Source organism: Bradyrhizobium sp. USDA 4541 (assembly GCF_024171085.1).
In the GTDB taxonomy this organism is placed as follows: Bacteria; Pseudomonadota; Alphaproteobacteria; order Rhizobiales; family Xanthobacteraceae; genus Bradyrhizobium; species Bradyrhizobium australafricanum.
Genome location: NZ_JALJZF010000001.1, coordinates 4918399 through 4945187, shown reverse-complemented (window position 1 = coordinate 4945187; position 26789 = coordinate 4918399). Strand labels below are relative to the sequence as shown.

Below are 26789 nucleotides of genomic sequence, written 5' to 3'. Positions count from 1 at the left end.
GCCAGACGCCCGTGTGGGCCAAGTCACAAAACGGTAGCATACGCCGGAGGCGTCGGATTGGCACCCGGACGACGCCAGCCTCAGTCCCACAGACGCAGCCCGCCAATTCCTCCAAGCGGGATATCGGCGTAAATTCAATACCCTAGCCTTGCATCGCGCCGCCGCGCTAGATTGCTGCTTCGCGCGCCAATGCGCGAAGGGAGCCAAATCAAGGTGCCGAAGAGCACAGCGAAAACGGGCGGCGTGACGGCTCCCGAGAAAGTGCCCACCTCGTCCACGTCAGCGCCGGGCGCGCGCGGCTGGCGCGACTATGCGCTGCTGCTGGCGCTGGCCTGCTGCTGGAGCTCCACCTATCCATTGACCAAGATCGGGCTCGGCTCGATCCCGCCGGTCACCTTCATTTCCGCGCGCTCGCTGGTGGCCGCCGCCTTCCTGCTCATCGTGCTGCGCATCCGCGGCATCCGCATCCCGACCGACCTCAAGGCCTGGAAGCTGTTCGCCTTCCAGCAGACCATCAACTCCACGATCCCGTTTTTGGTGATCACCTGGGCGCAGCTTTACGTGCCGGCATCCAACACCGTGGTGCTGGCCTCGACGACGCCGATCTTCGCCTTCCTCATCACCTGGGCGATCACGCGACACGAGCCGGCCTCGCTGCTCAAGCTGGTCGGCGCGATCCTCGGCCTCGCCGGCACGGTCGCGATCATCGGCCTCGACGCACTCTCAGGCTTCGGCAAGGAGATCTTCGCCGAGATCGCGATCCTGCTCGCCACCGTCTCGTTCGCCTGCGCCACGATCTTCGGGCTTCGGCTGTCGGACTATGATCCGATGGTCGTGGCGGCCGGCTCGCTGTTGTTCGGCGGCACCGTGCTGCTGCCGGTCGCCCTGATCGTCGACCATCCCTGGACCCTGCACCCGACGCCGCAGGCGCTGGTCGCCACCGTCGTGATGGGCATCTTCTCCAGCGCGTTCGGCCTGATGCTGTTCTACATGTGCCTGACGCGGCTCGGCACGCTGACGACGAATGCGCAAGGTTATCTTCGCATTCCGATCGGCGTCGCGCTGTCGGTGATCCTGCTCGGGGAATCCGTGCCGTCGAATCTCGCGCTCGGCCTCGTGCTGGTCATGGCCGGCGTCGCCGCGATGACGGTGCCGGGCGAAGCAGTCAAACGGTGGCTGCGCAGGCTTTAGCTGCTGCTCATCGAATCTGACAGACCCGCTATTTGCGGTCGCCTATCTCGCTTCACAGCGCGCTTTGCGCTCCTCTTCGGCGCGCTTCGCACGCTCCGATCTCGCCTGCTTTTCCTCCGCCGAAAGCACCTCCTCGATAACCTTCGTCTCTTGTGCGGGTCCATCGTAGGCATCAGCGAATCCGGCGAGCGGCACGGTCAGGCTGATCGGCGAATTGGCCTTATCGAAGGCTTCCAGAGTGAGCGCATGCGCTTGCTTGAGCTGATCGACCATTTCCGGTCCGGCGTCGTAGTCAGCCGTGCAACCGTAGGCAAAGCAGCCCGCGTAGGGCCGCTCAATCGCTTGTTCCTGATCGATAATGATCCGAACACCACGTTCGACTATCACCCGGGTCGGCAAGAAAACGCGCAACGTCTTCCTGGAATCTCCGGTGCGCGCGATCAGCGCGGCTGCCACGACTGCCCCGCAGTCTATGTTCTCTATCTTCGATCGCCCCTCTCGCCCGACAATGCAGGTGTCGGCTATGCAGAACTTCGTCCAGGGGGGATAAGTCAACGTAGCCTGTTCGCCGGCTACTGGGCCGGCAACCAGCCAAGCAAGCGCCATGCCGGCGCAGCAACGCAAGATCACACGGCGCATGGCCGCTTTCCCCGATCAGACCTGAACTCAGGCTCGTCGCGGACTGTGTCCGCATCAGGGCGTTGCACGCCGCAGAAATGCTACTTCTTGTCGTCCTTCGCAACGTCGCGGGTCACGAGTTGCTGCAGCACCTCGGCGCGCGAGTTCATTGGCGTCGGGTACGACCGTCGACAGGTCGACGAACCGCTTCTTCACCGCTTCGCTCGCACTCGGGCGCAGCCATGCGGGCGACGATGCTGGACCCCGGCTTATTGCACGCTGACCAGCGTGAGGTCGACGAACCACGATTGGGGCGACACAAAACCCTTCACCTTCGGACTCATCGCGCGAGGGTTCAGATCGTGGACAATATAGAGCCAGGGCGGATCGTCGACGAGGCGCTCATGCGCCTTGCGGTAAGCCGCCGAGATCACTTTCGGATCGGTCGCTTCCGAAATCGTCTTGAGTGCGGCTTCGAACTCGTCGTCCTTCCATTGCTCGAAATTGAAACCGTTCGGTGAAAAATTGGCGGCCAGGAAATAGCGCGCCATCACGCCGGCGTCCGACGAAGGCGAGCTGATATTGAGCGCCATGGCGCCGCGCAAAGTTGAGCTGTCGGGCGTGGCCCGGGCCGCCGTCAGGAGCACCTGCCACTCGATGACGTCGAATTCCACATCGACCCCGCAGGCTTCCTTCAGGTTCTGCTGCAGGAATTCGTTCATCGGCAGGGGCAGCATCTGCCCCGAGCCTGAATTCGAGATCAGCACCTTGAACGCCAATGGCTTCGCCGACGTGTAACCCGCCTCGGCAAGCAGCGCCTTGCCCTTGGTCGGATCGAACTTGTAGTGATTGACCGGCGCGCCGAAATCGGGATCGCTGGCCTTGAGCCAGCCGACCGACGGCTCTGCGGTCCCGTTGAGCAGGGACACCAGCCCGTCCCGATCGATGCAGTAGTTCAGGGCCTGGCGAACCCTGACGTCCTTGAACGGGCTGTTGGCGGCGCCGATGTTGTAGAACCACGGCCAGACATGCGGATAGGAGCCGGTGGTAATGGTGAAGCCGGCGGATTTCAGCGAGTCGACGCCATCGGCCGGCGGCACTTCGATCCAGTCGACCTGGCCGGCACGCAAGGCGGCCAGCCGCGAATTGGCCTCGGGGATCGGCAGCAACACGACATTGTCGACCTTCGCTGTCTTGCTCGTGTCCCAATACTTGTCCCAACGCGCCAGATCTGCCTCTTGCCGCGGCACAATCCTGGTGATGCGGAACGGCCCGGTGCCGGCAGCCGGCAACGTCGCGACCTTGGCCCAGTCGCGGCCGGCCTTTTCGAATGAGGCGGGCGAGGTGAACAGAAGATAGACCGCCATATAGGGAAAATAGGATGCCGGCTTCGTCGTCGAGATCGCCACCGTTGCGTCATCGATCTTCCGGTAACTGCCCATCACCGGGACCCGCGCCCGCGACATCGCCGAACTCGGCGGCTCAAATTGCGGGCTCTCGCTGTTGAAGTAGCGATCGAGATTCCAGATCACGGCATCGGCATTGAAATCGGTACCATCGTGGAATTTGACGCCCTGGCGCAGATGGAAAATCCAGGTCTTGTTGTCGACGGGGTCCTGTTCCCATTTCTCCGCGAGTCCGGGACGCAAAGTCGCCAAGCGGTCGGTTCCGCTCAGATTCCACAGCACCAAACCTTCAAAGATCGGATAACCGAGAAAGCGCATGCCTTCGAAGCCGTTATTCGGCAGCCCGGTGGCCGTCGGGATATCGGACGCCGTCATGGCGATGCGCAACGTGGTCTCGGCCATCGCCCAATGCGACCACAGCAGCGCGCATAGGAACGCAATCGTGCAGTGAGCCTTGCGAATGAGCATGATGCGCTCCCGTCCTGATCGATCGGGAGATCACCAGCAAATTTCAGGCCAGTCTGGAGAGCGGCTGACGCAAGGCTCGCCGCCTCGGCGACCGCGTCGAGGGCAGAGCCAACGCAGCGACGATGACCCTCTACTTCTTATCGTCCGCCAGCAGCGTGCGGTATTTCGCGACGTCGCGGGTCACGAGCTGCTGCAGCGCCTCGGGCGCGAGCTCATTGGCGTCGGGGGCGACGGTCGACAGGTCGGCGAAGCGCTTCTTCACCGCCTCGCTCGCAACCGCGGTGCGCGCGGCGGCGTTGAGCTTGGCGATGATCTCGGGCGGTGTGCCCTTCGGCGCGAACAGGCCGTTCCAGCCCTGCGCCTCGAACTCGGGCAGTCCGGCCTCGGCCGAGGTCGGCAGTTCCGGCAACGACGCAAGCCGTACCGTCGAGCCGACGACGACCGCTTTCACCAGCTTGTCGTCGACCGCCTGCGACACCGAGGCCGCGGCATCGCAGACGCCGTCGATCTGACTGCCGATCGCGTCCGTCAGCGCAAGCGCCGCGCCGCGATAGCCGACCAGCTGCACGTCGATGCCGGCGGCATGAACAAAACTCTTGCAGATCAGGTAATTCGAGGAGCCCACGCCGGCATGGCCGAGATTGACCTTGCCCGGATTGTTCCTGGCGTAGTCGATGAATTCCTTGAGGTCCTTGGCCGGAAAATCCTTGCGCAGCGCGACGATGCCGAAGGTCTTGGCGACCACGGCGATCGGCGCGAAGGAGTCAGGCGTAAACGGCAGCTTCGGATAGATCGTGTAGGTCGCGGCGTTGGTGCCGGCATTGCCGATCGCGATGGTGTAGCCGTCCGGCTCGGCGCGCGCGGCGCGGGCGAGCGCGGTCGAGCCGCCGGCGCCGCCGACATTCTCGATGATGATGCTCTGGCCGAGCGCCGTGCCCATCTGGTCGGCGACCGCGCGGGCGATGACGTCGGAGGTGCCGCCGGCCGTGAACGGCACGATCATCGTGATCGGACGCTTCGGGAAGTCCTGGGCGTAGGCCGACGTCGCAAGCAGAAGCGCCGCAGCCGCGGCAACGCACCACCGCCGCAGCATTTTATTCTGACGCGTTTTCTTCACGCGAACCGGTCCCCACTTCGCTCGAAAACGCTATGGTGATTACGCCGCCTTTTCGAACTGCTGGACCAGGCCTGCGAACAGGCCGCGGCCGTCGGTGCAGCCCATGATCTCTTCGACGTGGTTTTCCGGATGCGGCATCATGCCGAGCACGTTGCCGCGCTCATTGACGATGCCGGCGATCGAATGCGCGGCGCCGTTCAGATTGGAGGCCTCGTCGACCACGCCCTCCGGCGAGCAGTAGCGGTACAGCACCCGCGCGTCGCCTTCGAGCCGCTTCAGCGTCTCTTCGTCCGCCTCGTAATTGCCTTCGCCGTGAGCCACCGGCACGCGGATCACCTGGCCGGCATTGTAGCCGCGGGTGAAGGGCGTGTCGGAACGCTCGACGCGCATATGCACGTCGCGGCAGATGAACTTCAGCCCGGCATTGCGCATCAGCACGCCCGGTAGCAGCCCCGACTCGCAGAGGATCTGGAAGCCGTTGCAGACGCCGAGCACGAGCCCGCCCTTGGCGGCGAAGTCGCGCACCGCGTCCATCACCGGCGCGCGCGCCGCGATCGCGCCGCAGCGCAGGTAATCGCCATAGGAGAAGCCGCCGGGCACCACCACGAGGTCCGTGCCTTTGGGCAGCGCGGTCTCGGCGTGCCAGACCATCGCGGTCTCATTGCCGGATGCGAGCTTGAGCGCGCGCGCCATGTCGCGCTCGCGGTTGATGCCGGGGAAGACGAGGACGGCTGATTTCATGGAGTTGGTACTTCGTTCAATTCGAGACGTGTCTCTATGCGGTCAAGACGCCCTTCGTGGCGAACCAGCGTCGCGTGAATACCGGAAATCTCCTGGAACACGCCGGTAATTTCCTGGCGGATACCATTCTGAGACGTTCGCGATGCCTGCATTTCCTGCTTCAACTCATCGATCTTGCCGTCGACCTGAGCCAAACGCGCCTGGACCGATTTCATCACTTCGAACATCAGCTCCATCGTCACGTCGGCCATTTGCTCGCCCCTTACGCCTTCAGTTCGATGGCATAATTCTCGATCACGGTATTCGCCAACAACTTGTCGGCGGCGGCCTTCAGCGCCGCTTCCGCCTTGGCCTTGTCGGTCGCGGCGAGCTCGATGTCGAACACCTTGCCCTGGCGAACGCTGGCGACGCCGTCGACGCCGAGCGATTTCAGCGCACCCTCGATCGCCTTGCCCTGCGGATCGAGGATGCCCGACTTCAATGTCACAGTCACACGTGCCTTCACGGTCGTCCCTTCAGCTTAGCTCTTCACCAGCACCGGGCCGCTACCGGCCGGCCGCTCGTTTTCAATCAGAATGCCGAGCCGCTTGGCGACCTCGGTGTAGGCCTCGAGCAGGCCACCCAGATCCCTGCGGAAACGGTCCTTGTCGAGCTTCTCGTTCGACTTGATGTCCCACAGCCGGCAGGAGTCCGGCGAGATCTCGTCGGCGACGATGATCCGCATCATCTCGTTCTCGAACAGCCGTCCGCACTCCATCTTGAAGTCGACGAGGCGGATACCGATGCCGAGGAAGAGGCCGGTCAGGAAGTCGTTGACGCGGATGGCCAGCGCCATGATGTCGTCGATCTCCTGCGGCGTCGCCCAGCCGAAGGCGGTGATGTGCTCTTCCGACACCATGGGGTCGTTGAGCTGGTCGTTCTTGTAATAGAACTCGATGATCGAGCGCGGCAGCTGGGTGCCCTCCTCGATCCCGAGCCGCTGCGACAGCGAGCCGGCGGCGACGTTCCGCACCACCACCTCGAGCGGCACGATCTCGACCTCGCGAATCAGCTGCTCGCGCATGTTGAGGCGGCGGATGAAGTGGGTCGGCACCCCGATGTCGTTGAGGTGCTGAAACAGGTACTCCGAAATCCGGTTGTTGAGGACGCCCTTGCCTTCGATCACCTGGTGTTTCTTGGCGTTGAACGCGGTCGCGTCGTCCTTGAAGTGCTGGATCAGGGTTCCCGGCTCGGGGCCTTCGTAAAGCACCTTGGCCTTGCCTTCATAAATACGGCGTCGACGGCTCATTGGGATGTACCGTGTTTTGTTGAAATCCATGGATTTGGGTGCTCCGGATGACTTGGGGTTACGACCCACGACGGAGCTGCCGCGGAGGCCTGGAACCTGGGCAATCCAACTGGAAACAGAACAAGAACCATGCCTGTTGGCAACCTATCCGATTGGCCCATCCAGCACAATCGATAGTGCCCCCTTGAGGGCACTTATACCGCCCTATCATAAAGGGCCGATTCCGCCAGTTTTGCCTGCGGCTTAACGGCTCGTTGTCTTGCCGATTCCTCCCACCTATCTAGGCAGGCATCGGGGTTGCCGCAACGCGCGGCGGCCCTCATTCAGCAAGGGAATTGGAACTTCAGCCATGAGCGAATTCAACAAGCGCGAGGAAGGTTTCGAGAAGAAGTTCGCCCTCGACGAGGAGCAGAAGTTCAAGGCTGAAGCCCGCCGGAACAAGCTGCTCGGCCTGTGGGCGGCCGAGAAGCTCGGCATCACGGGCGATGCCGCCAGCGCCTATGCCAAGGAAGTGGTCGCCGCCGACTTCGAGGAAGCCGGCGACAATGACGTGCTGCACAAGGTTCTGAAGGACCTCACGGCCAAGGGGCAACCCGCCACCGAGCGCGATATCCGCGCCAAGATGGACGAGCTGCTGGCGATGGCCGCGGCGCAGGTCAAGGCGGGAAGCTGAGTTCCCCGGACATCCTACCAAGTCGACCTTTACGCGCGCCGGACACCGTTCCGGCGCGACGTGTTTGTGCCCCTCGTCTTGGTGAAGTCGGCACGGAGGATGTCGAGCAGACGGCGTGAGGCGGCGCTGAGGAAGCCGCCGTGCCGTGTCACGGCGACGACCTCGTGGCTTGCGGCGAGATCGCCGACGCGGATCGTCGCGATCCTCGAGCTACCCAATTCCTCCGCCGCATTGCTTTGTGACAGCAGCGCGATCCCGAGCCCGGCCTCGACCAGGCGCTTCTGCGCCGTCAGGCTGTCGACCGGCGTCCAGGCGACCTCGCCGAGCCCGTGCGTCAGGAACAGGGCGAAGACGTGCGAGGCGGTGATTTCGCGGCGTCCCGGCACCTCCGGGAAGGCGATCCAGCGCTCATCCCTGAGATCGGCAAGCTTGCCGACCCGGCGTCCCGCCAGCGGATGGTCCGGCGCGCAGACCACCCCGAGCGGCTCGGCAAACAGCACCTCGCAATCGAGGTCGCGCGAGCGGTCGCGGTCGTAACGCAACCCGATCGTCGCCTCGCCGCGCCGGATCAGGTCGCTGACCTCGGCGCTGGTCGCGGTGCGCAGCGTCAGCGCAACGTCCGGGTGCCGGCGGGCAAAGCGCTTCAATACGTTCGAGAGCCGCTCGCCGGCGAGGGTACCGGTCACCGCCAGCGCCACCGGGCCGGAATTGCCGCGCAGCAGCGCGCGCACCGCGTTCTCGGCATCCTGCGCCGCCGCCACCGCCCGTTCGGCATAGGGCACCATCACCCGCCCGGCATCGCTCAGCCGCGTCTTGCCCGCGATCCGCTCGAACAGGGGCACCCCGAGCTCCTGCTCGAGCAGCCCTATGCGCCGCGAAATCGCCGGCTGCGAGCGGTGCAGCGCCTTGGCGGCATGCGAGATCCCGCCGCGCCGATGCACCACCAGGAACGTGTTGAGCGCGTCGCTGTCCATCGCCCTCCCCATGCAAAAAGCTGATGATATCGAGAGAAATAACAAATTTGTCTGATGGGCGATACCGCCCTATCGCTGCTTTCAGTCGCTTTTGACAACAGCAGGAGTTCACATGCGCACCCAGGCGGACAAGGCAGCACGGTTTCGCGAGCTGCATCAGCGGCCCGGCACCTTCATCATTCCAAATCCGTGGGACGCCGGAACGGCGAAGCTGCTCGCATCCATGGGCTTCGAGGCGCTCGCAACCACCAGCCTCGGGCTCGCCAATACGCTCGGCCGTTCGACGGTCAGCCTCGATGAGATCATCGAGAATTGCCGGGTGATCGCCGAGGCCACCGACCTGCCCGTCAATGCCGATCTGGAAAAATGCGGCGCCGACATGCCGAAGCTCGCGGCCGAGGCGATCCGCTTCGCCGCCGAGGCCGGCGCGGTCGGCGGCTCGATCGAGGACTCGACCGGCGACCCGCAGCGCCCGATCTATGACTTCTCGCTGGCGGTCGAGCGGGTCCAGGCCGCGGTCGAGGCCGCACGGGCGCTGCCGTTCCCGTTCACGCTGACGGCGCGGGCGGAAAACTTCCTGCACGGCCGCAAGGACCTCGACGACACCATCAAGCGGCTACAGGCGTTCGAGGCCGCCGGCGCCGACGTGCTGTATTCGCCGGGCCTCTACGATCTCGCCACCATCAAGACCGTGGTGTCATCGATCAACAAGCCGTTCAACCTCGTGATGGGCTTTGCCGATCCGACCCTGACCGTCGAGCAACTCGCCGCCGCCGGCGTCAAGCGCATCAGCGTCGGCGGCGCGATGCAGCGCCACGCGCTGGCTGCGTTCCTGCGCTGTGCCCGCGAGATGAAGGACAACGGCGCATTCGGCTTCGTCCGCGACATGGCGCCGGTGAAGGAGGTCCGCGCGGCATTCGCCGCAGCGAAAGGCGAATAGGGCGCAGCGAATAGCTAATCGGAAAGCATCCATTCGCTATTCGCGCTTCTCTCATCTCCTCGAAATCCGTCTTCCGACAAGTCGCCACTCACGTCGCGGCGTGCCTTGAGCGGCCGCGATTCTCAGTCTGCGCACGACATATATGGTCTCCTCCTCCAGGGTGAGTGAACAGCTTCACACAACCATCGGTGAATCGGACGTAGAACACGACGGGCGCAGGCGTACGATCAGTTCATTCCAATCGATCCTGCGCACATCGATCCAATCTACACCGATGATCAGAGGCGGCGTCTCGTCGCCGTGGGGGATTTCCAAAATGAAGAGCTGGTTGTTTTCCCTGCACAAGGGCGTTGGAAACAGTCCGCAATTTTTTACGAACGTCTTCAACGGCGAGGCCTGGAGCGGCGATGTCCCGATGCCAGGGAACACCTGGATCAGCAACACGCCGGCAGCCGTCGTCTTCAACACCAACCTGTATGTGTTCTATCCGATCAACCAGTCCCTCTATTACAGGGTCTATGACGGCGAGCTGTGGACGGCGGCAGCCCAGGTGCCCAACATGGCCGGCGTCGGCGGCGGCGTGGCGGCCGCCGTGTATGACGGCCTGATCTATCTGCTGTACTCGAATCCCGGCCAGTCCGACCTGATGTACAAGACCTACGACGGCACCAGCTTCGGACCCGAGATCAACACATCCGGAACCAACCATCTCATCTCCGTCGCCTACCAGAACGTCGACACCCCGGCCGCGGTCGTGCGCGGCGACACGCTCTACGTGTTCGGCCGCGGGCCCGGCTATAGCGAACCCGGCAACATGAACCGCTTCTGGTACGCGACCTTCGACCGCAGCACCTGGCGAAGCAATCCGGTTGCCGGCACGGAACGGTCCGGGCGCAGCTTCCTACAAGGACTGGATCTACCTGTTCTTCAACGACCCCACGGGTCTCTTCTTCTTCAAGCGGTTCGACGGCATTGGCAGCTGGGGAGCCGACCGCCAGGTCCCCGACACGCCGGGCAATTTCGGCAATGCCGCGCCGGTCGTGTTCAACGACACATTGTACGTCCCGCACCAGGGGCCTAACGGCCAGTTCCTGTACAAGACGACCGACGGCGAGGACAACTGGACCAGCGACACGGCCGTGCCGAACACGGCCGGCCTGAGCTGCGGACCCGCCGCAGTGACCTTCTCGCTCTGACGCGGGGCGAAGCATGCCTGCGCCGCCCCGGATTGCCCGAGGCGGCGCCTTCCTGAATCTGGTATGCTGGCGCCAGCACCGCAAGCCCGGCCGAGCGTTACCAGACCTGACGATTCATCGCAGGTCGCGGCTTGCAGCCAGTCTCAGGCAATGCCAAGAGAGCGGGATGTCCCAAGATCACATTTCCAACGTCCTCGCCGAACGTTACGCCTCGCCCGCCATGCGCGCCATCTGGAGTGGCGAAGGCAAGGTCCGCCTCGAACGCGACTACTGGATCGCCGTGCTGAAGGCCCAGCGCGATCTCGGCATCGCGGTGCCGGATGGCGTGATCGAAAGCTACGAGCGCGTCAAGGACCAGATCAACCTGGCCTCCATCATGAAGCGGGAGCGCGTCACCCGCCACGACGTCAAGGCGCGCATCGAGGAGTTCTGCGAGCTCGCTGGTCACGAGCACCTGCACAAGGGCATGACCAGCCGCGACCTCACCGAGAACGTCGAGCAATTGCAGGTCTACCGCGCGCTGCAGCTCATCGAGACCAAGAGCATCGCCGCACTCATCCGCTTTGCCACGCGCGCGAAGCAATTGCGCGACATCCCGTTCACCGCGCGCACCCATAACGTGGCCGCGCAGGTCACGACGCTCGGCAAGCGCATCGCCATGTCCGGCGAGGAGATGCTGCTGGCGCATCAGAGCCTGGTCAATGTGCTGCAGACCTATCCCGCCCGCGGCCTGAAGGGCGCGGTCGGCACCCGTCTCGATCAGATCACCCTGTTCAACGGAGATGCCGGCAAGGCGCGCGCGCTCGAGCAGCGCGTCCTCGTTCACCTCGGCCTGCCGAAGGCCCTCGATGCCGTCGGCCAGGTCTATCCGCGCAGCCTCGACTTCCGTGCGGTCAGCGTGCTCACCGAGCTCGCCAGCGGGCCCGGCAATTTCGCCAAGACCATCCGCCTGATGGCAGGCCACGAACTCGCCAGCGAAGGTTTTGCCAAGGGCCAGGTCGGCTCCTCCGCGATGCCGCACAAGATGAACAGCCGCTCCTGCGAGCGCATCAACGGCCTGCATGTGATCCTGAAGGGCTATCTCGCGATGGCCGCAGGCCTTGCCGGCGATCAGTGGAACGAAGGCGACGTCTCCTGCTCGGTCGTCCGCCGCGTCATGCTGCCCGATGCCTTCCTCGCCATGGATGGCCTGCTCGAAACTTTGCTCACGGTGCTTGACCAGATGGAGGTGTTCGAAGCCGTCGTCGAGACCGAGCTCAACCGTTATCTGCCTTTCCTGCTGACCACCACGGTGATGATGGAAGCGGTCAAGAAGGGTGCGGGCCGTGAAGGCGCCCACGAGGCGATCAAGGAGCATGCCGTCGCGGCCATCGGCGACCTGCGCACCGGCAAGATCGTGCAGAACGATCTGCTGCAGCGCCTCGCCGCCGACAAGCGTCTTGGCTTGAGCGCAGCCGAACTGCAGCACGTGCTCGACCAGGGTCGCGCCAACTCCGGCGACGCCGGCGCCCAGGTCGATTTCTTCGCCGAGCAGGTCGAGGCTTTGGCCAAGGCCAAGCCTGAGGCGGCTCGCTACAACCCGGGCACGATCCTGTAGCGATTGGTGAGGTGCGAGTAGCGAATGGGCAGGAATCCATTCGCTACTCGCCATTCGCCCCCTCGCCTTACTCTTCCTTGAAGCCGTATTCAGGCACGTTGCCGCTGGCGCCGTAATATTTGTACGGCAGGAACTTGCCGCTCATGGTGATCTTGACGCGGTCGCCCTTCGGATTGGCGACGCGCTCCAGCGCCATGTCGAAGTCGATCGCCGACATGATGCCGTCGCCGAATTCTTCTTCGATCAGCGCCTTCCAGGCTGGGCCGTTGACCATCACCATCTCGTAGAAGCGGTAGATCAGCGGATCGGTCGGCGGCATCGGCGTGCCGGTGCCGCGCGTCGGCACCTCGTTGAGCATCGCGATCTCGGCCTTCGACAGCCCGAACAATTCGCCGGCATTCGCCGCCTGCGGCTTTGTCAATTTCATCTGGCCGAGGATCGCGCCCGTGATCAGCACATCGGAATAGCCGCCGATCTTCTCGCAGATGTATTTCCAGCTCCAGCCCTTCTCGCGCTTGATGTCGAGCAGCTTCTCGGTGAGGTCTTCGCGTTTCATCAGGTTTCCTCCTTGGGCTTCAGCGCGCAGCGCTCTGCGCGGGATTGAGTTCGATGGCGCGTGGCGGCGAGACGATCACGGGCTCGCCGACGCCGGGCCGCACCGTCGGCACGTGGCGCGGATCGTGACCGGTCACCTCGGCGGCAAAGCTCTTGCTGCGGCTGACCAGGAAATCGACGATATGGTTGCGCAGCGCATAGTAATAGGGATGGCGGTGCAGATCGATACGGCCGCGCTCCTTCGGCAGCGGGTTCTCGACGATCTCGGCCAGCACGGCGCCGGGACCGTTGGTCATCAGGAATATCCTGTCGGCGAGGAAGATCGCCTCATCGACATCATGGGTGATCATGAAGGTGGTCTGCCCGGTCTCCAGGCAGATCCGCCGCACCTCGTCCTGCAGCGTGCCGCGGGTCAACGCATCCAGCGCCGAGAACGGCTCGTCCATCAGCATGATCTTCGGGGTGATCGACAGCGCCCGCGCGATGCCGACGCGCTGTTTCATGCCGCCGGAGAGCTCGGACGGATGCTTGTGCTCGGAGCCGGTGAGCCCGACGAGATCGATGAACTTCTGCGCATGCGCCTTCACCCGCGCACGGTCCCATTTGCGCCATTTCGAGCTGACAGCATAGGCGACATTGCCCGACACGGTGCGCCACGGCAGCAGCGCATGGCTTTGGAAGATCACAGCGCGGTCGAGGCTGGTGCCCTCGATCCCCTGCCCGTCGACGATCACCGTGCCCTCGCTCGGCTCGTCGAGGCCGGCGAGGATGTTCAGCACCGTGGTCTTGCCGCAGCCGGAATGGCCGATCACGCAGCCGAACTCGCCGCGCGCCATCGACAGCCAGAAATTCTCGAACACCGTGGTGACGCCGCCGCCGGCGCCGGGATAGCGCCGCGCAATGCCCTCGATCGAAATGAACTTGTCGGTCATCCGCGGTAGCTCCACGAATGGACTGCGCTCCCTCGCCCCGCTCTTCGCCGGGAGAGGGTTGGGAGGGGCTTCCTCCGCGAGCACGGCGGCAGATAGACTCGCGGAAACTCCCCCTCACCCGATCGCTTCGCAATCGACCTCTCCCCGCAGGCGGGGCGAGGTGAAGGGGCCGCAATGCGGCTGTCGGTCATCGCTACTCCGGAAACGTCACCATGCGCGTGAACCGCGCCAGCACCTGGTCGAGCAGCATGCCGACGAGGCCGATCAAGAGGATTGCGATGATCACATTGGTGATCGACAGGTTATTCCACTCGTTCCAGACGAAATAGCCGATGCCGGTACCGCCGACGAGCATCTCGGCGGCGACGATCACGAGCCAGGCGATCCCGATCGAGATCCGCATGCCCGTCAGGATCGTCGGCGCCGCCGCCGGCAGGATCACGGTGAAGGCGCGCCTGATGGTGCCGACCTCGAGCGTGCGCGCGACGTTGATCCACTCCTTGCGCACACCCGCGACCCCAAACGCGGTGTTGAGCAGCATCGGCCACACCGAGCAGATGAAAATGACAAAGATCGCCGAGATCGAGGAATCCTTGATCGTGTAGAGCGCGAGCGGCATCCAGGCCAGCGGCGAGATCGGCTTCAGCACCTGGATGAACGGATCAAGCGCCCTGCTGATCAGCGGCGACATGCCGATCATGAAGCCGAGCGGGATCGCGACGACGACCGCGATCAGATAGCCGAGCCCGACGCGCCCGATCGAATAGGCGAGCTGGATGCCGAGCCCCTTGTCGTTCGGGCCATTGTCGTAGAACGGCCGCTTCAGATGCTCCCACAGCTTGGCGCCGACATCGAGCGGTCCGGGCATCGCCGACTTGCCCTGCGTCGCGGTCAGCCCCATCAGCCTGGCGTATTCGGGGCTCATGGCCGCCGTCGTGCCGCTGCTGCGGGTGGCGAGGTGCCAGGCGCCGAGGAAGGCGGCAAGCAGCGCGATCGAGACGATGGCGGCGCGAAGGCGAAGGGAGAAGGTCACGCGCACTCCCTCCCCGCGTCGTCCCTGCGAAAGCAGGGACCCATAACCACCGGCCCCAATTGTTGCGCTGAGTGTCTCCCCGCGCGCCTAACCGAGAGAGCACGGCGTATGGGTCCCTGCTTTCGCAGGGACGACACCGTGGAGAAAGCCTCGCCCGTCACGACGATTTCCTGATCTTGAAGCTCGCGAGATAATCGTCGGGCTTGGCCGGATCGAAGCTCTTGCCCATCACCGAGAACGACTTGTACGAGGTGGCGGGTGGCGCGAGGCCCATCTCGGCCATCACCTTCTTGGTATCGGTGGCGAGATAGACCTGCTCGGCGACCGCCTTGTAGTCGACGTCGCCCTTGATCTGGCCCCAGCGCTTCATCTGCGTCAGCATCCACACCGCAAAGGACTGCCAGGGGAACGGATCGAAATCGACGCGCTTCGGATCGGTCTTCACGCCACCGAGCCCGTCGGCATAGGTGCCGGTCAGCACCTGCTCCAGCACCGTCACCGGCGCGTTGATGTAGTTGGCCGGCGCAATCGCTTCCGCGATCTGCTTGCGGTTCTCGGCCTTCGCCGCGTAGCCGGTGGCATCCACGATCGCGCGGGTCAGCGCCGCGAAGGAATTCGGCGCTGTCGTGATGAACTCGCGGCTGGCGGCAAAGCTGCAGCAGGGATGGCCGTCCCAGATCTCCTTGGAGAGGATGTGCAGGAAGCCGACCCCGTCATAGATCGCGCGCTGGCAGATATTGTCGGGCGCGAGGAAACCGTCGATGTTGTCGGCGCGCAGATTGGCGACCATCTCCGGCGGCGGCACCGAGCGAAGCTGCACGTCGGTATCCGGGTCGAGCCCGTGCTCGGCGAGGTAATAGCGCAGCAGATAATTGTGCATGGAGTAGTCGAACGGAATGGCGAACTTCATGCCCTTCCAGTCCTTCGGATCGCGCCTGTCCTTGTGCTTCATGGCCAGCGTGATGCCCTGCCCGTTGATGTTCTCGATCGCAGGGACCGTGAACGGGATGGCGTTGGCGCCAAGGCCGAGCGAGATCGCGATCGGCATCGGCGCCAGCATGTGGGCGGCGTCGTATTCCTTGTTGATGGTCTTGTCGCGAATGACCGCCCAGCCGGCGGTCTTCACCACCTCGACGTTGAGGCCCTGCTTGGCATAGAAGCCGAGCGGCGCCGCCATGATGATCGGGGTCGCGCAGGTGATCGGGATGAAGCCGACCTTGAGGTCCTTCTTCTCCGGCGGTCCGGCGTCGGCGAACGCCTCTGTCGCCGTCTTCAGCGGGAAGAACTGTGACAGCGCGGCGAGCGCCGTCGCGGCGCCCACCGATTTCAGGAAAGCGCGGCGCGCGACATTCTGCGGAAACACCGCCCGCATCACCGCCGACGCGACGATGCCTTCGTAACGCTTCTGTTCGCTGAGATCGGCGACCGGCTCGCAGCGCAGCGTGCGCGCGGCCTGCTCATGCTCGGCGGCTGAGCGATGCCAGCCGCAGGCGCAACCCGATCGCGTGCGCACGCGGTCGGTATCGAAGGGATCATCTGACGTCGGCATGCTGCGCCCCATTGTCGCACCGAAACGCGGAGAACTCCGCGATCCGGTTCATTGATCGGCGTCCGGCCGCGTTTTGCGCCGCCGGACACCAACAAACATGCAGGTTCTATGCCGCCTTGCCGGTGACGACGGCCGCGGTCGGCAAGCCCTCATCGATCGGCAGCGACGGGTCGCGCGACCACTCGTTCCAGGAGCCGAAGTACATCCGCACGTCCTTCACGCCGGCGTTCTTCAGCGCCAGGAAGGTGTTCGAGGCGCGCGCGCCCTTGAAGCAGTAGAGATAGACCGGCGTGGTCTGCGAGATGCCGACGGTGGCGCATTCCGCCAGGATCTCGTCCTTCGACTTGAAGCGCGGGCCCTCGGCGGTCGGCTTCATCATGCGGTACCATTCCAGCCACACCGCGCCGGGAATGCGGCCCTTGCGCGGGCAGAAATCCTTGCCATAGGGCGAGGAGCTTTCGCCGATCCACTCGTCGACGTCGCGCACGTCGAGGATCGCAACGCCGGGCTTGCCGACCGCCGCCAGCATCGCCTTGGCGTCGATCATGATATCGCCGGCCTCCGGTACGATCGCAAAGGCGGCCTTCGCCGGCACCGCAACGTCGGTGGTCACCGCCAGGTCGGCCGCTTTCCAGGCATCGAAGCCGCCATGCAGCACCTTGATCCTGGGATAGCCCAGCATCGTCAGCAGGTAGTAGCCGCGGCAGGACTGACCGAAGCCGGAATTCATCGACTGCTCGTAGATCACCGCGGTCTCCTTGCCGGAGAGACCGGCGGCGCCGAACGCGTCGGCGAATTTTGTCTTGAGCTCGTGGATACCCTCCGGCGTCGAAGTCGCGAGGAAGGTGAAGATGTCATGCACATTGACGGCACCGGGCAAATGGCCGGCCGCATAGGCATCCGGATTTCGCGTGTCGATGATGACACACGGGTCTTTCTTGACGAGCTCGGCAAGTTCGCCGGCGGTGATCAGAACGTCCGTCATGGCAGCCTCTCCTGTCTGTGGTTGCAGTTGTGGTGGTCCCGAACTTGTTTGAGCATGATCTCCGCGCAAACGCGTTCCGCGTTTGTCGCGAGGGAAAGCCGGTTTCCACTTTTCCGGATCATGCTTCAGCCGTCCGCCAGCATCTTGCGCAGCTGCTTGGTTGCGGGCGTGACGATGGCGACGAAATAGGCCTCGCGCAGCCGGCGCTGGGCGCGGTGGCTCATCAGGTAGCCGCGCGCGCCGCAATGGAGCATCGCGGCATGCGCGAACGCGACGCTGGCATCGCCGATCCGCAGTCGCAGTGCGACGACGCGGCGCCAGTAGCTGTCATCGGCATTGTAGGGGTCGCTTGCCAGCGCCATCGCCTCCTTCTCGAACTCGGCATGGAGCTCGCGGAATTGCAGCGGCTGTTGCGGCAGATAGCGGTTGACGTGTCCGAGCGGCGCATGGACCTCGTCCATGATGTTGATGCAATCCTTCATCAGCCCAAGGCCCATGCCGGCCTGCAACAGGATGAAGCCGGCGCGGATTTTCTTGACGAACGGCGCAGCCGGCTCGGCCAGGATCAGTTCGTCCGGCACGAACACGTCGCGAAACTGGACGCCATAGGTGCCGGTGCCGTCCATCGCCAGGAACGGCTTGCAGGGCGTCAGCGTGATCGCGGGATCGGAGCAGTCGGCGAGGAACATCACGGTGCTGCCCAGCTCGCCGCTTGCGATGCCGCCCGGCTCGCCCTTGGTGCCCTCGTCCTCGCGCTCGAAGATCGTGCCGAAGTAATGGCCGGGCCCGAGGTTCGACACCCAGGGCAGCGCACCGCGGACGATGTAGCCGCCATCGACCTTGCGGCCCTTCAGCTTCAGCCGCTCGATGCCGAAGAAGCTCTTCATCGGGTTGGAGAGCCCGGTGCCGCCGAGCGCGCGCCCGCGGGCAAAGCAGTCACCGAAGCGCGCGGCGAGCTTCATGTTGGTGGAATTGGCGACGTACCAGACCAGCGTGTTCTGGCACCACGCCATGAAGGCGGTGGCGCCGCAGACCTCGCCGAGCGCGGCCATCGACTGGATGGCCCAGCGCAGGTCGGCAGGCCCCTCCTGCGGCACATGGCTGCTCCAGGCGCCGACCTTGCCGAGCCGGCGCAGGAATTCGCCGGGATAGACCGAGCCGGCATCGACCGCGGCTGCGATCGGCGCCAGCTCCTGACGGGCAAGGCGGGCAACCTCGTCCGCAATGGTCGGTGCGGGATCTTGAGCTGCGACCCGCGACAAAGCCAGTGAACCCATGGATGATCTCCGCACCTTGAATTGCCGGTCGGGCGTTTACGCGCTGACCTCGAGATTGACGGGACGGGTGAAGGTGTTGGCGACCGGCGACCACTTCTTCACATGCGCCACCAGCGCGTCGATCTCGGCCTGCGAGACCCCCTCGCACTCCATGTCGACCTTGACGCGGACGTCGGTGAAGCCGACCGGCTTCTCGCTGACGTCGCCGGTGCCCCACACCGCGGTGATGTTGAGATCGCCCTCGAGCTCGAGCTCGAGCTTGTTGACGATCCAGCCGCGATGCACGGCGTTGGCGTGCAGGCCGACAGCGAGGCAGGAGCCAAGCGCGGCGAGCGAGGCCTCGGAGGGATTGGGCGCGGTGTCGTCGCCGAGCAGGCCCGGCGGCTCGTCGACGATGTAGGGCGCGAGGTTGCGGATGTAGTTGGCGTGGCGGAACTTGCCCTCGGCCACCGTCTTGCACTTCAAGGTCTTGATCACCTTCGGGTTGGCCTTGCCGTTGGCAATCAGCTGCTCGAGCCCGCCTCTGTCGATCGGCGCGAGGCAGCCGGTCAGTGCGGTTTTCTGGGCGACAGCGGTCATCAGTTTTCTCCCTGGGAGCGATGGAATTGGTCAGGATACCGAACGGTCTGTTTCCTGCACGAAGCGTGCCAGTCCTGCCCCAAAACAAAAGCCGAAATCCCGCAGGCGCTTAAGCGGGGCTGCCTGCGGATTGATCAGGGCGCGGCTGCTCAAACGCGGTGCATCTGCGGCGCCGCCGCGATTATTTTGAGCGCAGGACGGCGCACATGCCCGCCCCCGTGAAGATGCGGCTTGATGATTTCGGCGCGCTCCGATTTACTGCCGCGCATGGCCAAATCGCTTGCGAAGAAAAAATCTGCCGCAGCGTTCACCGCCGGCGACGATGAATCGGCGCGCGGGCGCCTGCTGAACGCCGCAACCCATTTGTTCTGCAAGAACGGCATCAACGCCACCGGCATCGATGCGATCATCGACGAGGCCGGAACCGCGAAGACGACGCTCTACAAGCTGTTCGGCTCGAAGACCAACCTCGTGCATGCGGTGCTGGAGAGCGAAGGCCGCCAGTGGCGCGAATGGTTCATCGGCGCGATCGAGGCCGGCGGCGGCGATCCGCAGACCAAGCTGTCGCGGATCTTCCCTGCCCTGAAGACCTGGTTCGCCGAGGAGCGCTTCTACGGCTGCCCCTTCATCAACGCGGTCGCCGAGCACGACAAGGACGCCAAGCAGTTCCGCAACATCGCGCTGAAGCACAAGAAGGTGGTGCTGGCGCATATCGAGAAGCTCGCCGGCGAGATGGGCGCGGCCGAGCCGGCCGTGCTTGCGCACCAGCTCGCGCTCTTGATCGACGGCGCCATCGTCGCCGCCATGGTGTCGTGCGATCCGGCTGTCGCCGACACCGCGGGCCTTGCCGCCAGCAATCTGTTCGCGCCGGCCAAGGCGAAGAAGCCGAAGCGCGCCGGCGGCGCGGCCGAACAACAGCTCCTCGCCGTGTAACGCAACGGCCGCCGCAATCCGCAGCAGTTCTGCCCTTTTCACATGTGATTGTCTGCCGACGCGGCGTCCGCGCTGTTTCAGCGCGTCCGCCACCCTGGCAAGGCCGGCATTGGCGCAGACTTCATCCTTCTCGCCGCCGGCCGAACCGATCGTCGCGACCTCCGGCGTCGGTATTTCTGCGGCGCGATCGCCCGCCGGGTTTACCTGCCGTCAATCACGCCGCGCGATCGGCGCCGGCCTTAAACGCCTGTTAGGTCCGGCCGGGTCAGTTGCGCGGTGAAAGTACGAGGCAAGAACAATGCAGTCCGAAAAAGGACGATACAGCCAGCCGCGCTGGGGCGTGATGCGCTGGCTCGCCGACGCCGGACCAGGCGTACCTGAGGACATCCGCGCGGCGCTGATCGGGGATCTCTACGGCTCGCTGCCGGTGTTTGCGGCTGGCGCGGTCAATACGGTCGCAGTCGCAGCCGTGATTGCGATCCGCGAGCCGACCGCGCTGTTCATCACCTGGGTCGTCCTCGAACTCGTCATCTGCCTCTCGCGCCTCGCCGTGCTCGTGGTTGCGCATCGCGCCGCGCGCGAGCAGCGGCCGACCCCGACCGATCTGCATCTCTTGCTTGCAGTCGCCTGGAGCGCCAGCGTCGGCTTCGGCATCCTGATCAGCCTCGCAAGCGGCGATTGGGTGGTTGCGCTGCTGGCTTCGCTATCGGCGGCAGCGATGGTCGGCGGCATCTGCTTCCGCAATTTCAGCGCCCCGCGCCTTGCCGGCACCATGATCCTGCTCAGCCTCGGCCCGATTGTTCCGGGCGCGGCCCTTGCCGGCGAGCCGCTGCTCTTCATCGTCGTCATGCAGGTGCCGCTGTATCTCACGGCGATGACGGTGGCGGCCTTCCGTCTCGACAAGATGCTGATCGCCACCATGCGCGCCGAGCGCGAGAACGGCCATCTTGCCCATCACGACACCCTGACCGGCCTGCGCAATCGCGCCGGCTTCGTCGCGGCGCTGAACACGAAGCTGGCGGCTCCCGCCGGGAATGGCAGGCCCTTTGCGCTGCTGTTCTTCGACCTCGACAATTTCAAGCCGGTCAACGACACCTATGGCCACGCCGCCGGCGACCAGGTGCTGATGCTGACCGCGGAGCGGCTGCGGCGCGCGCTGCCCGAAACCGCGGTAATCGCACGGCTCGGCGGCGACGAGTTCGTGGTGCTGGTCAGCGGCGTCACGGCGGAACAGGCGCTCACGGCCGGCCAGCGCATCATCCAGACCGTCACGATGCCCTATCAGCTCGCGGGCGGCATCTCGGCCGAGGTCGGCGTCAGCGTCGGCATCGCGGTGTCGCCTGAGCACGGCACCGAGGCCGAACAGCTGCTGGCGTCCGCCGACGCCGCGCTGTACGAGGCGAAATCCGAAGGCAAGGCGCGGTGCCGGATGGCTTCCGTCGCGACCAATGTCGCCGCACTGCGCCGCCTCACGCAGCACAGCCCGGCGCCCGCCACCGATCGCAGCGCCGCCTGAGGCGCGGCGCTCGCCGTTACAGGTCGAAATTCGTCGGCAGCATCACGACGTCGCGGATGGTCATGCCGCGCGGCCGGGTCAGCATGAACATCACGACCTCGGCGACTTCGCTGGCCTCCAGCAGGCTTCCGGCCGCCTTGGCCTCCGCAAGCTTCTCGGGCGGCCAGTCCGCCAGCAGCGCGCTGATCACGGGCCCGGGCGAGATCGAGCCGACGCGGATGCCGTGCTTGAACACCTGGCGCCGCACCGTCTGCACGAAGCAGTTGACCGCCCATTTCGACGACGCATAGACCGGCTCCCACGGCGTCGGGAAATGCGCGGCGAGCGAGCTTGTGACGATGATGTCGCCGGTCCCGCGCGCGATCATGTGCGGCAGCACGTCGCGCACGTTCTTCATCACGACGTTGACGTTCAGGTTCAGCATCCGGTCGATCGCCGCGGTGTCGGCATCGACGAGGTCGCCGCCGACATAGATGCCGGCATTGGCGTGCAGGATGTCGAGCCGGCCGGTCTTCTCGAGCACCTTGGGCAGCAAGCTCGCACACTCCCCGGGATCGAGCAGGTCGATCACCAGCGGGACCACCGCATCGCCGTGGTTGCGGGCGAGCGCTTGCAGCGCGACGGCATCGCGGTCGACCATCACCACGCGCGCCCCCGCGGCCAGCATCGCCGCGCTGCTCGCCAGTCCAATCCCCGACGCCGCCCCGGTCACGGCCGCCACCTTGCCTTCCAACACTTTCGCCATCGGTCCACCCTGCTGAGATCACCAAGACATCCGCCGCAGTATAGCAATCCGGCGCGGCATGTCGGTAACCGAGGATGGGGAACGCGGCCTCCGCGGCTGACATCGCGCGAAAATTTCAGATGGTAGCGACTGCACACAAGTCCCAAAGCACCGCTGTGGAATGCTGCGCGCCGACATGCCCGTCAGAGGCTGCCAAACGGCCAATAATGCCAAAACGGCCAACAAGAAGAAGCGGAGGACTGCAATGACAAGGAACCGTTCGCCCCGGCTATCGCGCCGTCATCTCATCAAGGGCGCCGCGGCCACGTCAGCCGCGCTGCTGCTCGGCAGGCCCGCGATCGCCAGAGGCAAGACGGAGGGCAAGACCGAGATCGTCATCGGCAACATCGACGCCTATTCGGGACCGGCCGCGGTCTATTCGTCGATCGGCCGCACCCCCGGCGGCTATTTCAAGATGATCAACGAGCAAGGCGGCATCAATGGCCGCATGATCAAGTATATCACCTATGACGATGCCTACAGCCCGGCCAAGACTGTCGAGCAGGCGCGCAAGCTGGTCGAAGGCGACGAGATCGACGTGCTGTTTGCGCCGCTCGGCGCGCCGACCAACGCGGCGATCATGAAGTACATGAACCAGAAGAAGGTCCCGCACCTCTTCATTGCCTCGGGCGCGACCAAGTTCGGCGACTACAAGAATTTCCCCTACACCATGGGTTTCCAGCCCTGCTACCAGATCGAGGGCCGCGCCTTCGCGCAGCATGTGCTGTCGACACAGAACGATCCCAAAATCGGCATCGTCTACCAGAACGACGATTTCGGCCGCGACGTGCTGAAGGGCTTCAAGGACGGACTTGGCGCCAGGACGTCCGCAATCGTCGCGGAGCTGTCCTATGAGACCGCCGACCCGACCATCGACAGCCAGGTGGTCCGCTGCAAATCCGCCGGCGCCAACGTCTTCATGAGCATGACCACGCCGAAATTCGCCGCCCAAGGCATCAAGAAGATCGCCGAGCTCGGCTGGCAACCGGCGCACTACATCGGCAACAACGCCTCCTCCGCCGGCTCGACGCTGAAAGCCGCGGGCTTCGACGTCTCCAAGGGGATCATTTCGAGCGCCTACCTGAAGGATCCCGTCGACGCCGCCTGGGACAGCGATCCCGCCATCCAGAAATGGCGCGCGTTCCTCGACAAATATGATCCGGCCGCCGCCAAGAACGACATCTACGCGGTCACCGGCTATCTCACCAGCCAGATCCTGGTCCAGGTGCTCAAGCAGTGCGGCGACGACGTCTCGTCCGAAAGCATCATCAAGCAGGCGGCCAACCTGAAGGATTTCGAATCCGACATGCTGCTGCCCGGCATCCGGATCAACACCTCGCCATCAGACTATTATCCGCTCGAGCAGCTGCAACTGGTGCGTTTCAGCGGCGAGCGCTACGAGCCGATGGGACCGGTGATCGACGGCGGGATCTCGAAGGCGTGATCGTCCCGGGCGTGCACCGCTGGCGCGAACTGCGCCGGTAGACTTCATCGAAGCCGCGCGCCGAAGCGCGCGGCGGTATCGTCCGTCCGGATGCCCCTGCTACTTCGGCGGCGGCTTGGGCATCGCCGACAGCAAGCGAATTTTGAGCTTGCCTCCCTCGGTCACGTAAGTTGCTGTCCAGATGCCCCCTGTCTCGATAGGCGCCCCGCTTTGGTTCTTGCCCGAGAGACGATACCCGCCGATGGCGAGCGCCATGTCCGAGCCCAATGGCCATGCCTGGTCCACCGTTATTTCCTCATGGTCGAACCCGGCCTTGAAGGCGCCTTGATAAAACTCCGCAATGTCGGAGCGCGGCCCCGCGGGATTGACGTGGATGCCACCGGCCGCGAACAGCGCGGCAATTCCCGCACCATCCTGCTTGTTGAAACTCGCCGCATATTCGGAAGCAATCGCTTCGGCCTTCTGCTTTGGATCACCGTCGGCGGCCATTGCAGACAGCGAAAAGGCAGTCACGAACAGGCATGAGAAGTACGTCCGCAGCATCGCAATTCCTCCCTGAAAAATGTCCGTAAAAATCGCCCGACCCGGGACGAGGACGACAATAAGACATCAACTACGGATTGTAGGCAATCGTTTCAGGCGTTGCGGCGCAACAGGCGGGCCTGCCTGCCCGACGTATCCAGCCGACGGATTCTGAGGTAGCGTGTAGCGACCTCGAACGTGGCGAGCCATCATGCTCACGCTCTATTCCTATCCGCCGTTGTTCGGCGTTGCCGACAACAATGGCTATGGTCTGAAGGTATTCGCTTTTCTGAAGCTCGCCGGCGTACCGTTCCGGCACGAACATATTTTCGATGCATCGAAGGCACCGCGCAAGCAATTGCCCTATGTCGTCGACGGCGACGACACTGTCGGCGACAGCGAGACCATCCTCGCCTATGTCACCGGAAAATATGACGTGACGCTGGATACCGCGCTGACGCCGGCGCAGCGCACGACCAACCTCCTCGTCACGCGGACGCTCGACGATCTCTACTGGGTGATGTCCTATTCGCGCTGGCAGGACGCGCGCAATTGGCCCCAATTCCGCGACGCGCTCAAGCGCGAGCATCCAGCCCTCACCGACGACGGCTTGATGAAGGCCAAGGAGTTCAACGCGCAGCGCTATTATTACCAGGGCATCGGCCGCTTCGAGCCCGACGCCGCGATGGCCCGCGGGCTCGCCGATCTCGCTGCACTGGCGAGCCTGATCCCGAGCCGTGGCTATGTGCATGGCGACAAACCGACGACCGTCGATGCCGGCATCTATGGCTTCGTGGCCAACATCTACTTCTACGACATCGAGACGCCGTTGAAGCAATTCGTGGTCTCGCACGATGCCCTGGTACAACATTGCCGCGCCATCCACGCGGCAGTGAGCAAGTGAGCCCGGGCCAACTCAACCTCTAACTCGCAATAGTGACGTTCGCGGCCGTGAGCGAACAGGCCGTCGCTCAGTCCCCCCAGGTGGAAATATCTGCGCTGGCGTGTCGCAGTTGGCCTCTCACAAATGGATCGATTTCAGGGATAGTATCCCGTCACTGCGCTAACTGCGGAGCCGGTCATGGCTTCAAAACTGTCTTCGGGCATTATCGCGTTAGTCCTCGTTGGAGCAGCAGTGCTTTTGGTTGCAGGTCCGCCACCTGCATGGGGCCTGCTGTTGCTCGGCGCCTTCGCACTGGCGGCGCTCTATATTTTTGCGAGAATGAGGTCGCGCTACGATCCGCTCGATTCACGCTTCGGTAGCTGCATCCCTCCGATTTCCAAGCCGAGGGGCGGCGGCAATGAATCCACCACCTGAGCGCCGTCCAGCATCGATCGGATGCGGATCGCGCGAAGACGTCCTGATGGCCTAGAGCCGAGATGCAAAGCACGTCGGCTGCAATTCGCTAATGCCCGGTACGGAGATTTCAGCTTCGCGTTCGATCCGGAATTTTGTGCAGTTTGTTTCAGACGACACTCCATTTTCAGCACCAGGAGATTGATCAAATGCAGACGCCCACGCCAAACCCCCGAGGAGCAGAGTTCTGGAACAGCACCATGGGGCACTCATGGGTTTCGCAGCAAGCCGTGATCAGCGAAGTCTTCACGTCGGTCACCAACGTCAGCCTGGGTGCCGCGGCGGCAAAGCCGGGTGAGCGTGTCATCGATATCGGATGCGGCACCGGTGACACAGTGTTGGCGTTCGCCAAGGCTGTTGGTCCGTCGGGTGCTGTGCTGGGTGTCGATATCTCGGTCCCGATGCTGGATCTGGCCAAGCATCGTGTCGCCGAGGCGGGATTTGGCAACGTGACCTGTGCGCTGGCCGACGCAACGATCTACGGCTTCGAACCGCGCTGGGCGGATCTGGTGTATTCGCGTTTTGGCCTGATGTTCTTCGATGACCCGGTCAGGGCCTTCACCAACATCCGTAGCGGCATGAAAGCGGGCGGGCGGCTGGTGTTCGTCTGTTTTCGCACCATGCCGGAGTCGCCGTGGTTTCGCGTACCCATCGAGGCGGCCCGACCGCACGTGCCGCCACAGCCGCCGCTCGATCCATTGGCGCCCGGGATGTTTTCGTTCGCGCGCGAGGATCGCGTTCGCGGCATCCTGACCGAGGCCGGGTTTCACGAGATTGCGCTCAAGGCCACCGACGTGCCGATCCATGGCGGCGACATCACGCAAAGCATGGCCTTCATCACGCAGGCCGGCCCGCTGCCTGCGCTGCTCGAGAATGCCACGGACGATCAACGTCATCGCGCCATGGAAGCGGTACGCAACGCGCTCGCCGCAAGCCTCGGAGCGGATGGGCGCGACCTGCATGTGGGTCTGTGGCTCGTGTCGGCACGAGCCTAGCGAGATGCTGCCTTCGGGATTGTGACGGCAGAAATCGTGCCATCTGCGGCGCACCAACACGGTGTCGTCCTGGCGAAAGCCAGGACCCATTACCCCAAATCTCAATTGTTGCGCGACGC

28 protein-coding genes are annotated in these 26789 nt (G+C 64.2%); 11 read left to right on the top strand and 17 right to left on the bottom strand.

Annotated elements, in window-relative coordinates:
* Positions 1 to 213 precede the first annotated feature (213 nt).
* Complete coding sequence (locus J2R80_RS23240) at positions 214 to 1191, top strand: DMT family transporter (protein WP_076828557.1); 978 nt, start codon at positions 214 to 216, stop codon at positions 1189 to 1191.
* Between the two features lie 42 nt (positions 1192 to 1233).
* Here the strand turns inward: J2R80_RS23240 and J2R80_RS23235 are convergent, their stop codons facing one another.
* From J2R80_RS23235 to purC, 7 genes are all read right to left on the bottom strand, one after another.
* Positions 1234 to 1830: an invasion associated locus B family protein gene (locus tag J2R80_RS23235; RefSeq protein ID WP_253639472.1), complete on the bottom strand. Its 597-nt coding sequence runs from the start codon at positions 1828 to 1830 to the stop codon at positions 1234 to 1236.
* A 248-nt stretch (positions 1831 to 2078) separates the two neighbouring features.
* Complete coding sequence (locus J2R80_RS23230) at positions 2079 to 3683, bottom strand: ABC transporter substrate-binding protein (RefSeq protein WP_076828447.1); 1605 nt, start codon at positions 3681 to 3683, stop codon at positions 2079 to 2081.
* 130 nt (positions 3684 to 3813) lie between these two features.
* Positions 3814 to 4776 (bottom strand): tripartite tricarboxylate transporter substrate-binding protein, encoded by a 963-nt coding sequence (locus J2R80_RS23225; RefSeq protein WP_253641021.1) that lies wholly within the window; start codon positions 4774 to 4776, stop codon positions 3814 to 3816.
* A 63-nt stretch (positions 4777 to 4839) separates the two neighbouring features.
* Positions 4840 to 5541, bottom strand: coding sequence for a phosphoribosylformylglycinamidine synthase subunit PurQ (gene purQ / locus J2R80_RS23220; RefSeq protein ID WP_253639471.1), 702 nt, complete (start codon positions 5539 to 5541; stop codon positions 4840 to 4842).
* Positions 5538 to 5792, bottom strand: a complete 255-nt coding sequence (locus J2R80_RS23215; protein WP_057018387.1) for a hypothetical protein — start codon at positions 5790 to 5792, stop codon at positions 5538 to 5540. Before J2R80_RS23215 ends, purQ begins: the two co-directional genes overlap by 4 nt.
* An 11-nt stretch (positions 5793 to 5803) precedes the next feature.
* Positions 5804 to 6046 (bottom strand): phosphoribosylformylglycinamidine synthase subunit PurS, encoded by a 243-nt coding sequence (gene purS / locus J2R80_RS23210; RefSeq protein ID WP_057018386.1) that lies wholly within the window; start codon positions 6044 to 6046, stop codon positions 5804 to 5806.
* Between the two features lie 15 nt (positions 6047 to 6061).
* Positions 6062 to 6829, bottom strand: a complete 768-nt coding sequence (purC, locus tag J2R80_RS23205) for a phosphoribosylaminoimidazolesuccinocarboxamide synthase (protein ID WP_016843454.1) — start codon at positions 6827 to 6829, stop codon at positions 6062 to 6064.
* A gap of 349 nt (positions 6830 to 7178) precedes the next feature.
* Between purC and J2R80_RS23200 the strand changes: the two genes are divergently transcribed.
* Positions 7179 to 7502, top strand: coding sequence for a DUF1476 domain-containing protein (locus J2R80_RS23200; protein ID WP_076828443.1), 324 nt, complete (start codon positions 7179 to 7181; stop codon positions 7500 to 7502).
* Between the two features lie 29 nt (positions 7503 to 7531).
* On the opposite strand, the gene J2R80_RS23195 is transcribed toward J2R80_RS23200, so the two are convergent.
* Positions 7532 to 8476 carry a LysR family transcriptional regulator gene (locus J2R80_RS23195; protein ID WP_076828442.1) on the bottom strand — a complete coding sequence of 315 codons (945 nt, stop codon included), beginning with the start codon at positions 8474 to 8476 and terminating at the stop codon, positions 7532 to 7534.
* 112 nt (positions 8477 to 8588) lie between these two features.
* Between J2R80_RS23195 and J2R80_RS23190 the strand changes: the two genes are divergently transcribed.
* From J2R80_RS23190 to purB, 3 genes are all read left to right on the top strand, one after another.
* Positions 8589 to 9416 carry an oxaloacetate decarboxylase gene (locus J2R80_RS23190; RefSeq protein WP_076828440.1) on the top strand — a complete coding sequence of 276 codons (828 nt, stop codon included), beginning with the start codon at positions 8589 to 8591 and terminating at the stop codon, positions 9414 to 9416.
* 316 nt (positions 9417 to 9732) lie between these two features.
* The gene (locus J2R80_RS23185; RefSeq protein ID WP_253639470.1) at positions 9733 to 10497 is read left to right on the top strand and encodes a hypothetical protein; all 765 of its coding nucleotides are present in this window, start codon (positions 9733 to 9735) and stop codon (positions 10495 to 10497) included.
* Between the two features lie 281 nt (positions 10498 to 10778).
* Entirely contained in the window at positions 10779 to 12209 is a 1431-nt protein-coding gene (gene purB, locus J2R80_RS23180) for an adenylosuccinate lyase (protein WP_076828436.1), read from the top strand.
* 67 nt (positions 12210 to 12276) lie between these two features.
* On the opposite strand, the gene cynS is transcribed toward purB, so the two are convergent.
* From cynS to J2R80_RS23145, 7 genes are all read right to left on the bottom strand, one after another.
* Positions 12277 to 12765, bottom strand: a complete 489-nt coding sequence (cynS, locus tag J2R80_RS23175) for a cyanase (RefSeq protein ID WP_076828434.1) — start codon at positions 12763 to 12765, stop codon at positions 12277 to 12279.
* A 19-nt stretch (positions 12766 to 12784) separates the two neighbouring features.
* A complete protein-coding gene (locus J2R80_RS23170) occupies positions 12785 to 13696 on the bottom strand; it encodes an ABC transporter ATP-binding protein (RefSeq protein WP_141340018.1) in 912 nt (303 codons plus the stop codon).
* Positions 13697 to 13889: 193 nt separating this feature from the next.
* Complete coding sequence (ntrB, locus tag J2R80_RS23165; RefSeq protein WP_253639469.1) at positions 13890 to 14729, bottom strand: nitrate ABC transporter permease; 840 nt, start codon at positions 14727 to 14729, stop codon at positions 13890 to 13892.
* A gap of 157 nt (positions 14730 to 14886) precedes the next feature.
* Positions 14887 to 16278, bottom strand: a complete 1392-nt coding sequence (locus tag J2R80_RS23160) for a CmpA/NrtA family ABC transporter substrate-binding protein (RefSeq protein WP_141340020.1) — start codon at positions 16276 to 16278, stop codon at positions 14887 to 14889.
* A 106-nt stretch (positions 16279 to 16384) separates the two neighbouring features.
* Positions 16385 to 17263, bottom strand: a complete 879-nt coding sequence (locus J2R80_RS23155) for a sulfurtransferase (RefSeq protein WP_141340021.1) — start codon at positions 17261 to 17263, stop codon at positions 16385 to 16387.
* Between the two features lie 125 nt (positions 17264 to 17388).
* On the bottom strand, positions 17389 to 18540 hold the full coding sequence (locus tag J2R80_RS23150; protein ID WP_200844579.1) for an acyl-CoA dehydrogenase family protein: 1152 nt from the start codon (positions 18538 to 18540) through the stop codon (positions 17389 to 17391).
* 36 nt (positions 18541 to 18576) lie between these two features.
* A complete protein-coding gene (locus J2R80_RS23145; RefSeq protein WP_038385944.1) occupies positions 18577 to 19119 on the bottom strand; it encodes an OsmC family protein in 543 nt (180 codons plus the stop codon).
* Positions 19120 to 19386: 267 nt separating this feature from the next.
* Between J2R80_RS23145 and J2R80_RS23140 the strand changes: the two genes are divergently transcribed.
* Together J2R80_RS23140 and J2R80_RS23135 are read left to right on the top strand one after the other, a co-directional pair.
* Positions 19387 to 20052 carry a TetR/AcrR family transcriptional regulator gene (locus tag J2R80_RS23140; protein WP_141340023.1) on the top strand — a complete coding sequence of 222 codons (666 nt, stop codon included), beginning with the start codon at positions 19387 to 19389 and terminating at the stop codon, positions 20050 to 20052.
* Positions 20053 to 20350: 298 nt separating this feature from the next.
* Positions 20351 to 21568 carry a GGDEF domain-containing protein gene (locus tag J2R80_RS23135; RefSeq protein WP_253623726.1) on the top strand — a complete coding sequence of 406 codons (1218 nt, stop codon included), beginning with the start codon at positions 20351 to 20353 and terminating at the stop codon, positions 21566 to 21568.
* Between the two features lie 16 nt (positions 21569 to 21584).
* On the opposite strand, the gene J2R80_RS23130 is transcribed toward J2R80_RS23135, so the two are convergent.
* A complete protein-coding gene (locus tag J2R80_RS23130; protein ID WP_253639468.1) occupies positions 21585 to 22313 on the bottom strand; it encodes an SDR family oxidoreductase in 729 nt (242 codons plus the stop codon).
* Positions 22314 to 22557: 244 nt separating this feature from the next.
* Here J2R80_RS23130 and J2R80_RS23125 point away from each other — a divergent pair, with 244 nt between their 5' ends.
* A complete protein-coding gene (locus J2R80_RS23125) occupies positions 22558 to 23796 on the top strand; it encodes an ABC transporter substrate-binding protein (RefSeq protein WP_141340025.1) in 1239 nt (412 codons plus the stop codon).
* Positions 23797 to 23895: 99 nt separating this feature from the next.
* Here J2R80_RS23125 and J2R80_RS23120 read toward each other — a convergent pair whose 3' ends face one another.
* Positions 23896 to 24339: a DUF4440 domain-containing protein gene (locus tag J2R80_RS23120; RefSeq protein ID WP_076828419.1), complete on the bottom strand. Its 444-nt coding sequence runs from the start codon at positions 24337 to 24339 to the stop codon at positions 23896 to 23898.
* 190 nt (positions 24340 to 24529) lie between these two features.
* Between J2R80_RS23120 and J2R80_RS23115 the strand changes: the two genes are divergently transcribed.
* The 3 genes from J2R80_RS23115 to J2R80_RS23105 all read left to right on the top strand — a co-directional run bounded on the left by J2R80_RS23115 (position 24530) and on the right by J2R80_RS23105 (position 26670).
* Positions 24530 to 25222: a glutathione S-transferase C-terminal domain-containing protein gene (locus J2R80_RS23115; protein ID WP_076828417.1), complete on the top strand. Its 693-nt coding sequence runs from the start codon at positions 24530 to 24532 to the stop codon at positions 25220 to 25222.
* A 177-nt stretch (positions 25223 to 25399) separates the two neighbouring features.
* Positions 25400 to 25636, top strand: a complete 237-nt coding sequence (locus tag J2R80_RS23110; RefSeq protein ID WP_143270934.1) for a hypothetical protein — start codon at positions 25400 to 25402, stop codon at positions 25634 to 25636.
* A 188-nt stretch (positions 25637 to 25824) separates the two neighbouring features.
* Positions 25825 to 26670 (top strand): class I SAM-dependent methyltransferase, encoded by an 846-nt coding sequence (locus J2R80_RS23105; protein ID WP_141340027.1) that lies wholly within the window; start codon positions 25825 to 25827, stop codon positions 26668 to 26670.
* Positions 26671 to 26789 lie beyond the last annotated feature (119 nt).

Excerpts from the sequence above, each read along its gene's own strand:
- J2R80_RS23235 (WP_253639472.1), bottom strand. The coding sequence starts at position 1,830 with ATGCGCCGTGTGATCTTGCGTTGCTGCGCCGGCATGGCGCTTGCTTGG.
- J2R80_RS23230 (WP_076828447.1), bottom strand. The coding sequence starts at position 3,683 with ATGCTCATTCGCAAGGCTCACTGCACGATTGCGTTCCTATGCGCGCTG.
- J2R80_RS23225 (WP_253641021.1), bottom strand. The coding sequence starts at position 4,776 with ATGCTGCGGCGGTGGTGCGTTGCCGCGGCTGCGGCGCTTCTGCTTGCG.
- purQ (WP_253639471.1), bottom strand. The coding sequence starts at position 5,541 with ATGAAATCAGCCGTCCTCGTCTTCCCCGGCATCAACCGCGAGCGCGAC.
- J2R80_RS23215 (WP_057018387.1), bottom strand. The coding sequence starts at position 5,792 with ATGGCCGACGTGACGATGGAGCTGATGTTCGAAGTGATGAAATCGGTC.
- purC (WP_016843454.1), bottom strand. The coding sequence starts at position 6,829 with ATGAGCCGTCGACGCCGTATTTATGAAGGCAAGGCCAAGGTGCTTTAC.
- J2R80_RS23200 (WP_076828443.1), top strand. The coding sequence starts at position 7,179 with ATGAGCGAATTCAACAAGCGCGAGGAAGGTTTCGAGAAGAAGTTCGCC.
- J2R80_RS23195 (WP_076828442.1), bottom strand. The coding sequence starts at position 8,476 with ATGGACAGCGACGCGCTCAACACGTTCCTGGTGGTGCATCGGCGCGGC.
- J2R80_RS23190 (WP_076828440.1), top strand. The coding sequence starts at position 8,589 with ATGCGCACCCAGGCGGACAAGGCAGCACGGTTTCGCGAGCTGCATCAG.
- J2R80_RS23185 (WP_253639470.1), top strand. The coding sequence starts at position 9,733 with ATGAAGAGCTGGTTGTTTTCCCTGCACAAGGGCGTTGGAAACAGTCCG.
- purB (WP_076828436.1), top strand. The coding sequence starts at position 10,779 with ATGTCCCAAGATCACATTTCCAACGTCCTCGCCGAACGTTACGCCTCG.
- cynS (WP_076828434.1), bottom strand. The coding sequence starts at position 12,765 with ATGAAACGCGAAGACCTCACCGAGAAGCTGCTCGACATCAAGCGCGAG.
- J2R80_RS23170 (WP_141340018.1), bottom strand. The coding sequence starts at position 13,696 with ATGACCGACAAGTTCATTTCGATCGAGGGCATTGCGCGGCGCTATCCC.
- J2R80_RS23160 (WP_141340020.1), bottom strand. The coding sequence starts at position 16,278 with ATGCCGACGTCAGATGATCCCTTCGATACCGACCGCGTGCGCACGCGA.
- J2R80_RS23155 (WP_141340021.1), bottom strand. The coding sequence starts at position 17,263 with ATGACGGACGTTCTGATCACCGCCGGCGAACTTGCCGAGCTCGTCAAG.
- J2R80_RS23150 (WP_200844579.1), bottom strand. The coding sequence starts at position 18,540 with ATGGGTTCACTGGCTTTGTCGCGGGTCGCAGCTCAAGATCCCGCACCG.
- J2R80_RS23145 (WP_038385944.1), bottom strand. The coding sequence starts at position 19,119 with ATGACCGCTGTCGCCCAGAAAACCGCACTGACCGGCTGCCTCGCGCCG.
- J2R80_RS23140 (WP_141340023.1), top strand. The coding sequence starts at position 19,387 with ATGGCCAAATCGCTTGCGAAGAAAAAATCTGCCGCAGCGTTCACCGCC.
- J2R80_RS23135 (WP_253623726.1), top strand. The coding sequence starts at position 20,351 with ATGCAGTCCGAAAAAGGACGATACAGCCAGCCGCGCTGGGGCGTGATG.
- J2R80_RS23130 (WP_253639468.1), bottom strand. The coding sequence starts at position 22,313 with ATGGCGAAAGTGTTGGAAGGCAAGGTGGCGGCCGTGACCGGGGCGGCG.
- J2R80_RS23125 (WP_141340025.1), top strand. The coding sequence starts at position 22,558 with ATGACAAGGAACCGTTCGCCCCGGCTATCGCGCCGTCATCTCATCAAG.
- J2R80_RS23120 (WP_076828419.1), bottom strand. The coding sequence starts at position 24,339 with ATGCTGCGGACGTACTTCTCATGCCTGTTCGTGACTGCCTTTTCGCTG.
- J2R80_RS23115 (WP_076828417.1), top strand. The coding sequence starts at position 24,530 with ATGCTCACGCTCTATTCCTATCCGCCGTTGTTCGGCGTTGCCGACAAC.
- J2R80_RS23110 (WP_143270934.1), top strand. The coding sequence starts at position 25,400 with ATGGCTTCAAAACTGTCTTCGGGCATTATCGCGTTAGTCCTCGTTGGA.
- J2R80_RS23105 (WP_141340027.1), top strand. The coding sequence starts at position 25,825 with ATGCAGACGCCCACGCCAAACCCCCGAGGAGCAGAGTTCTGGAACAGC.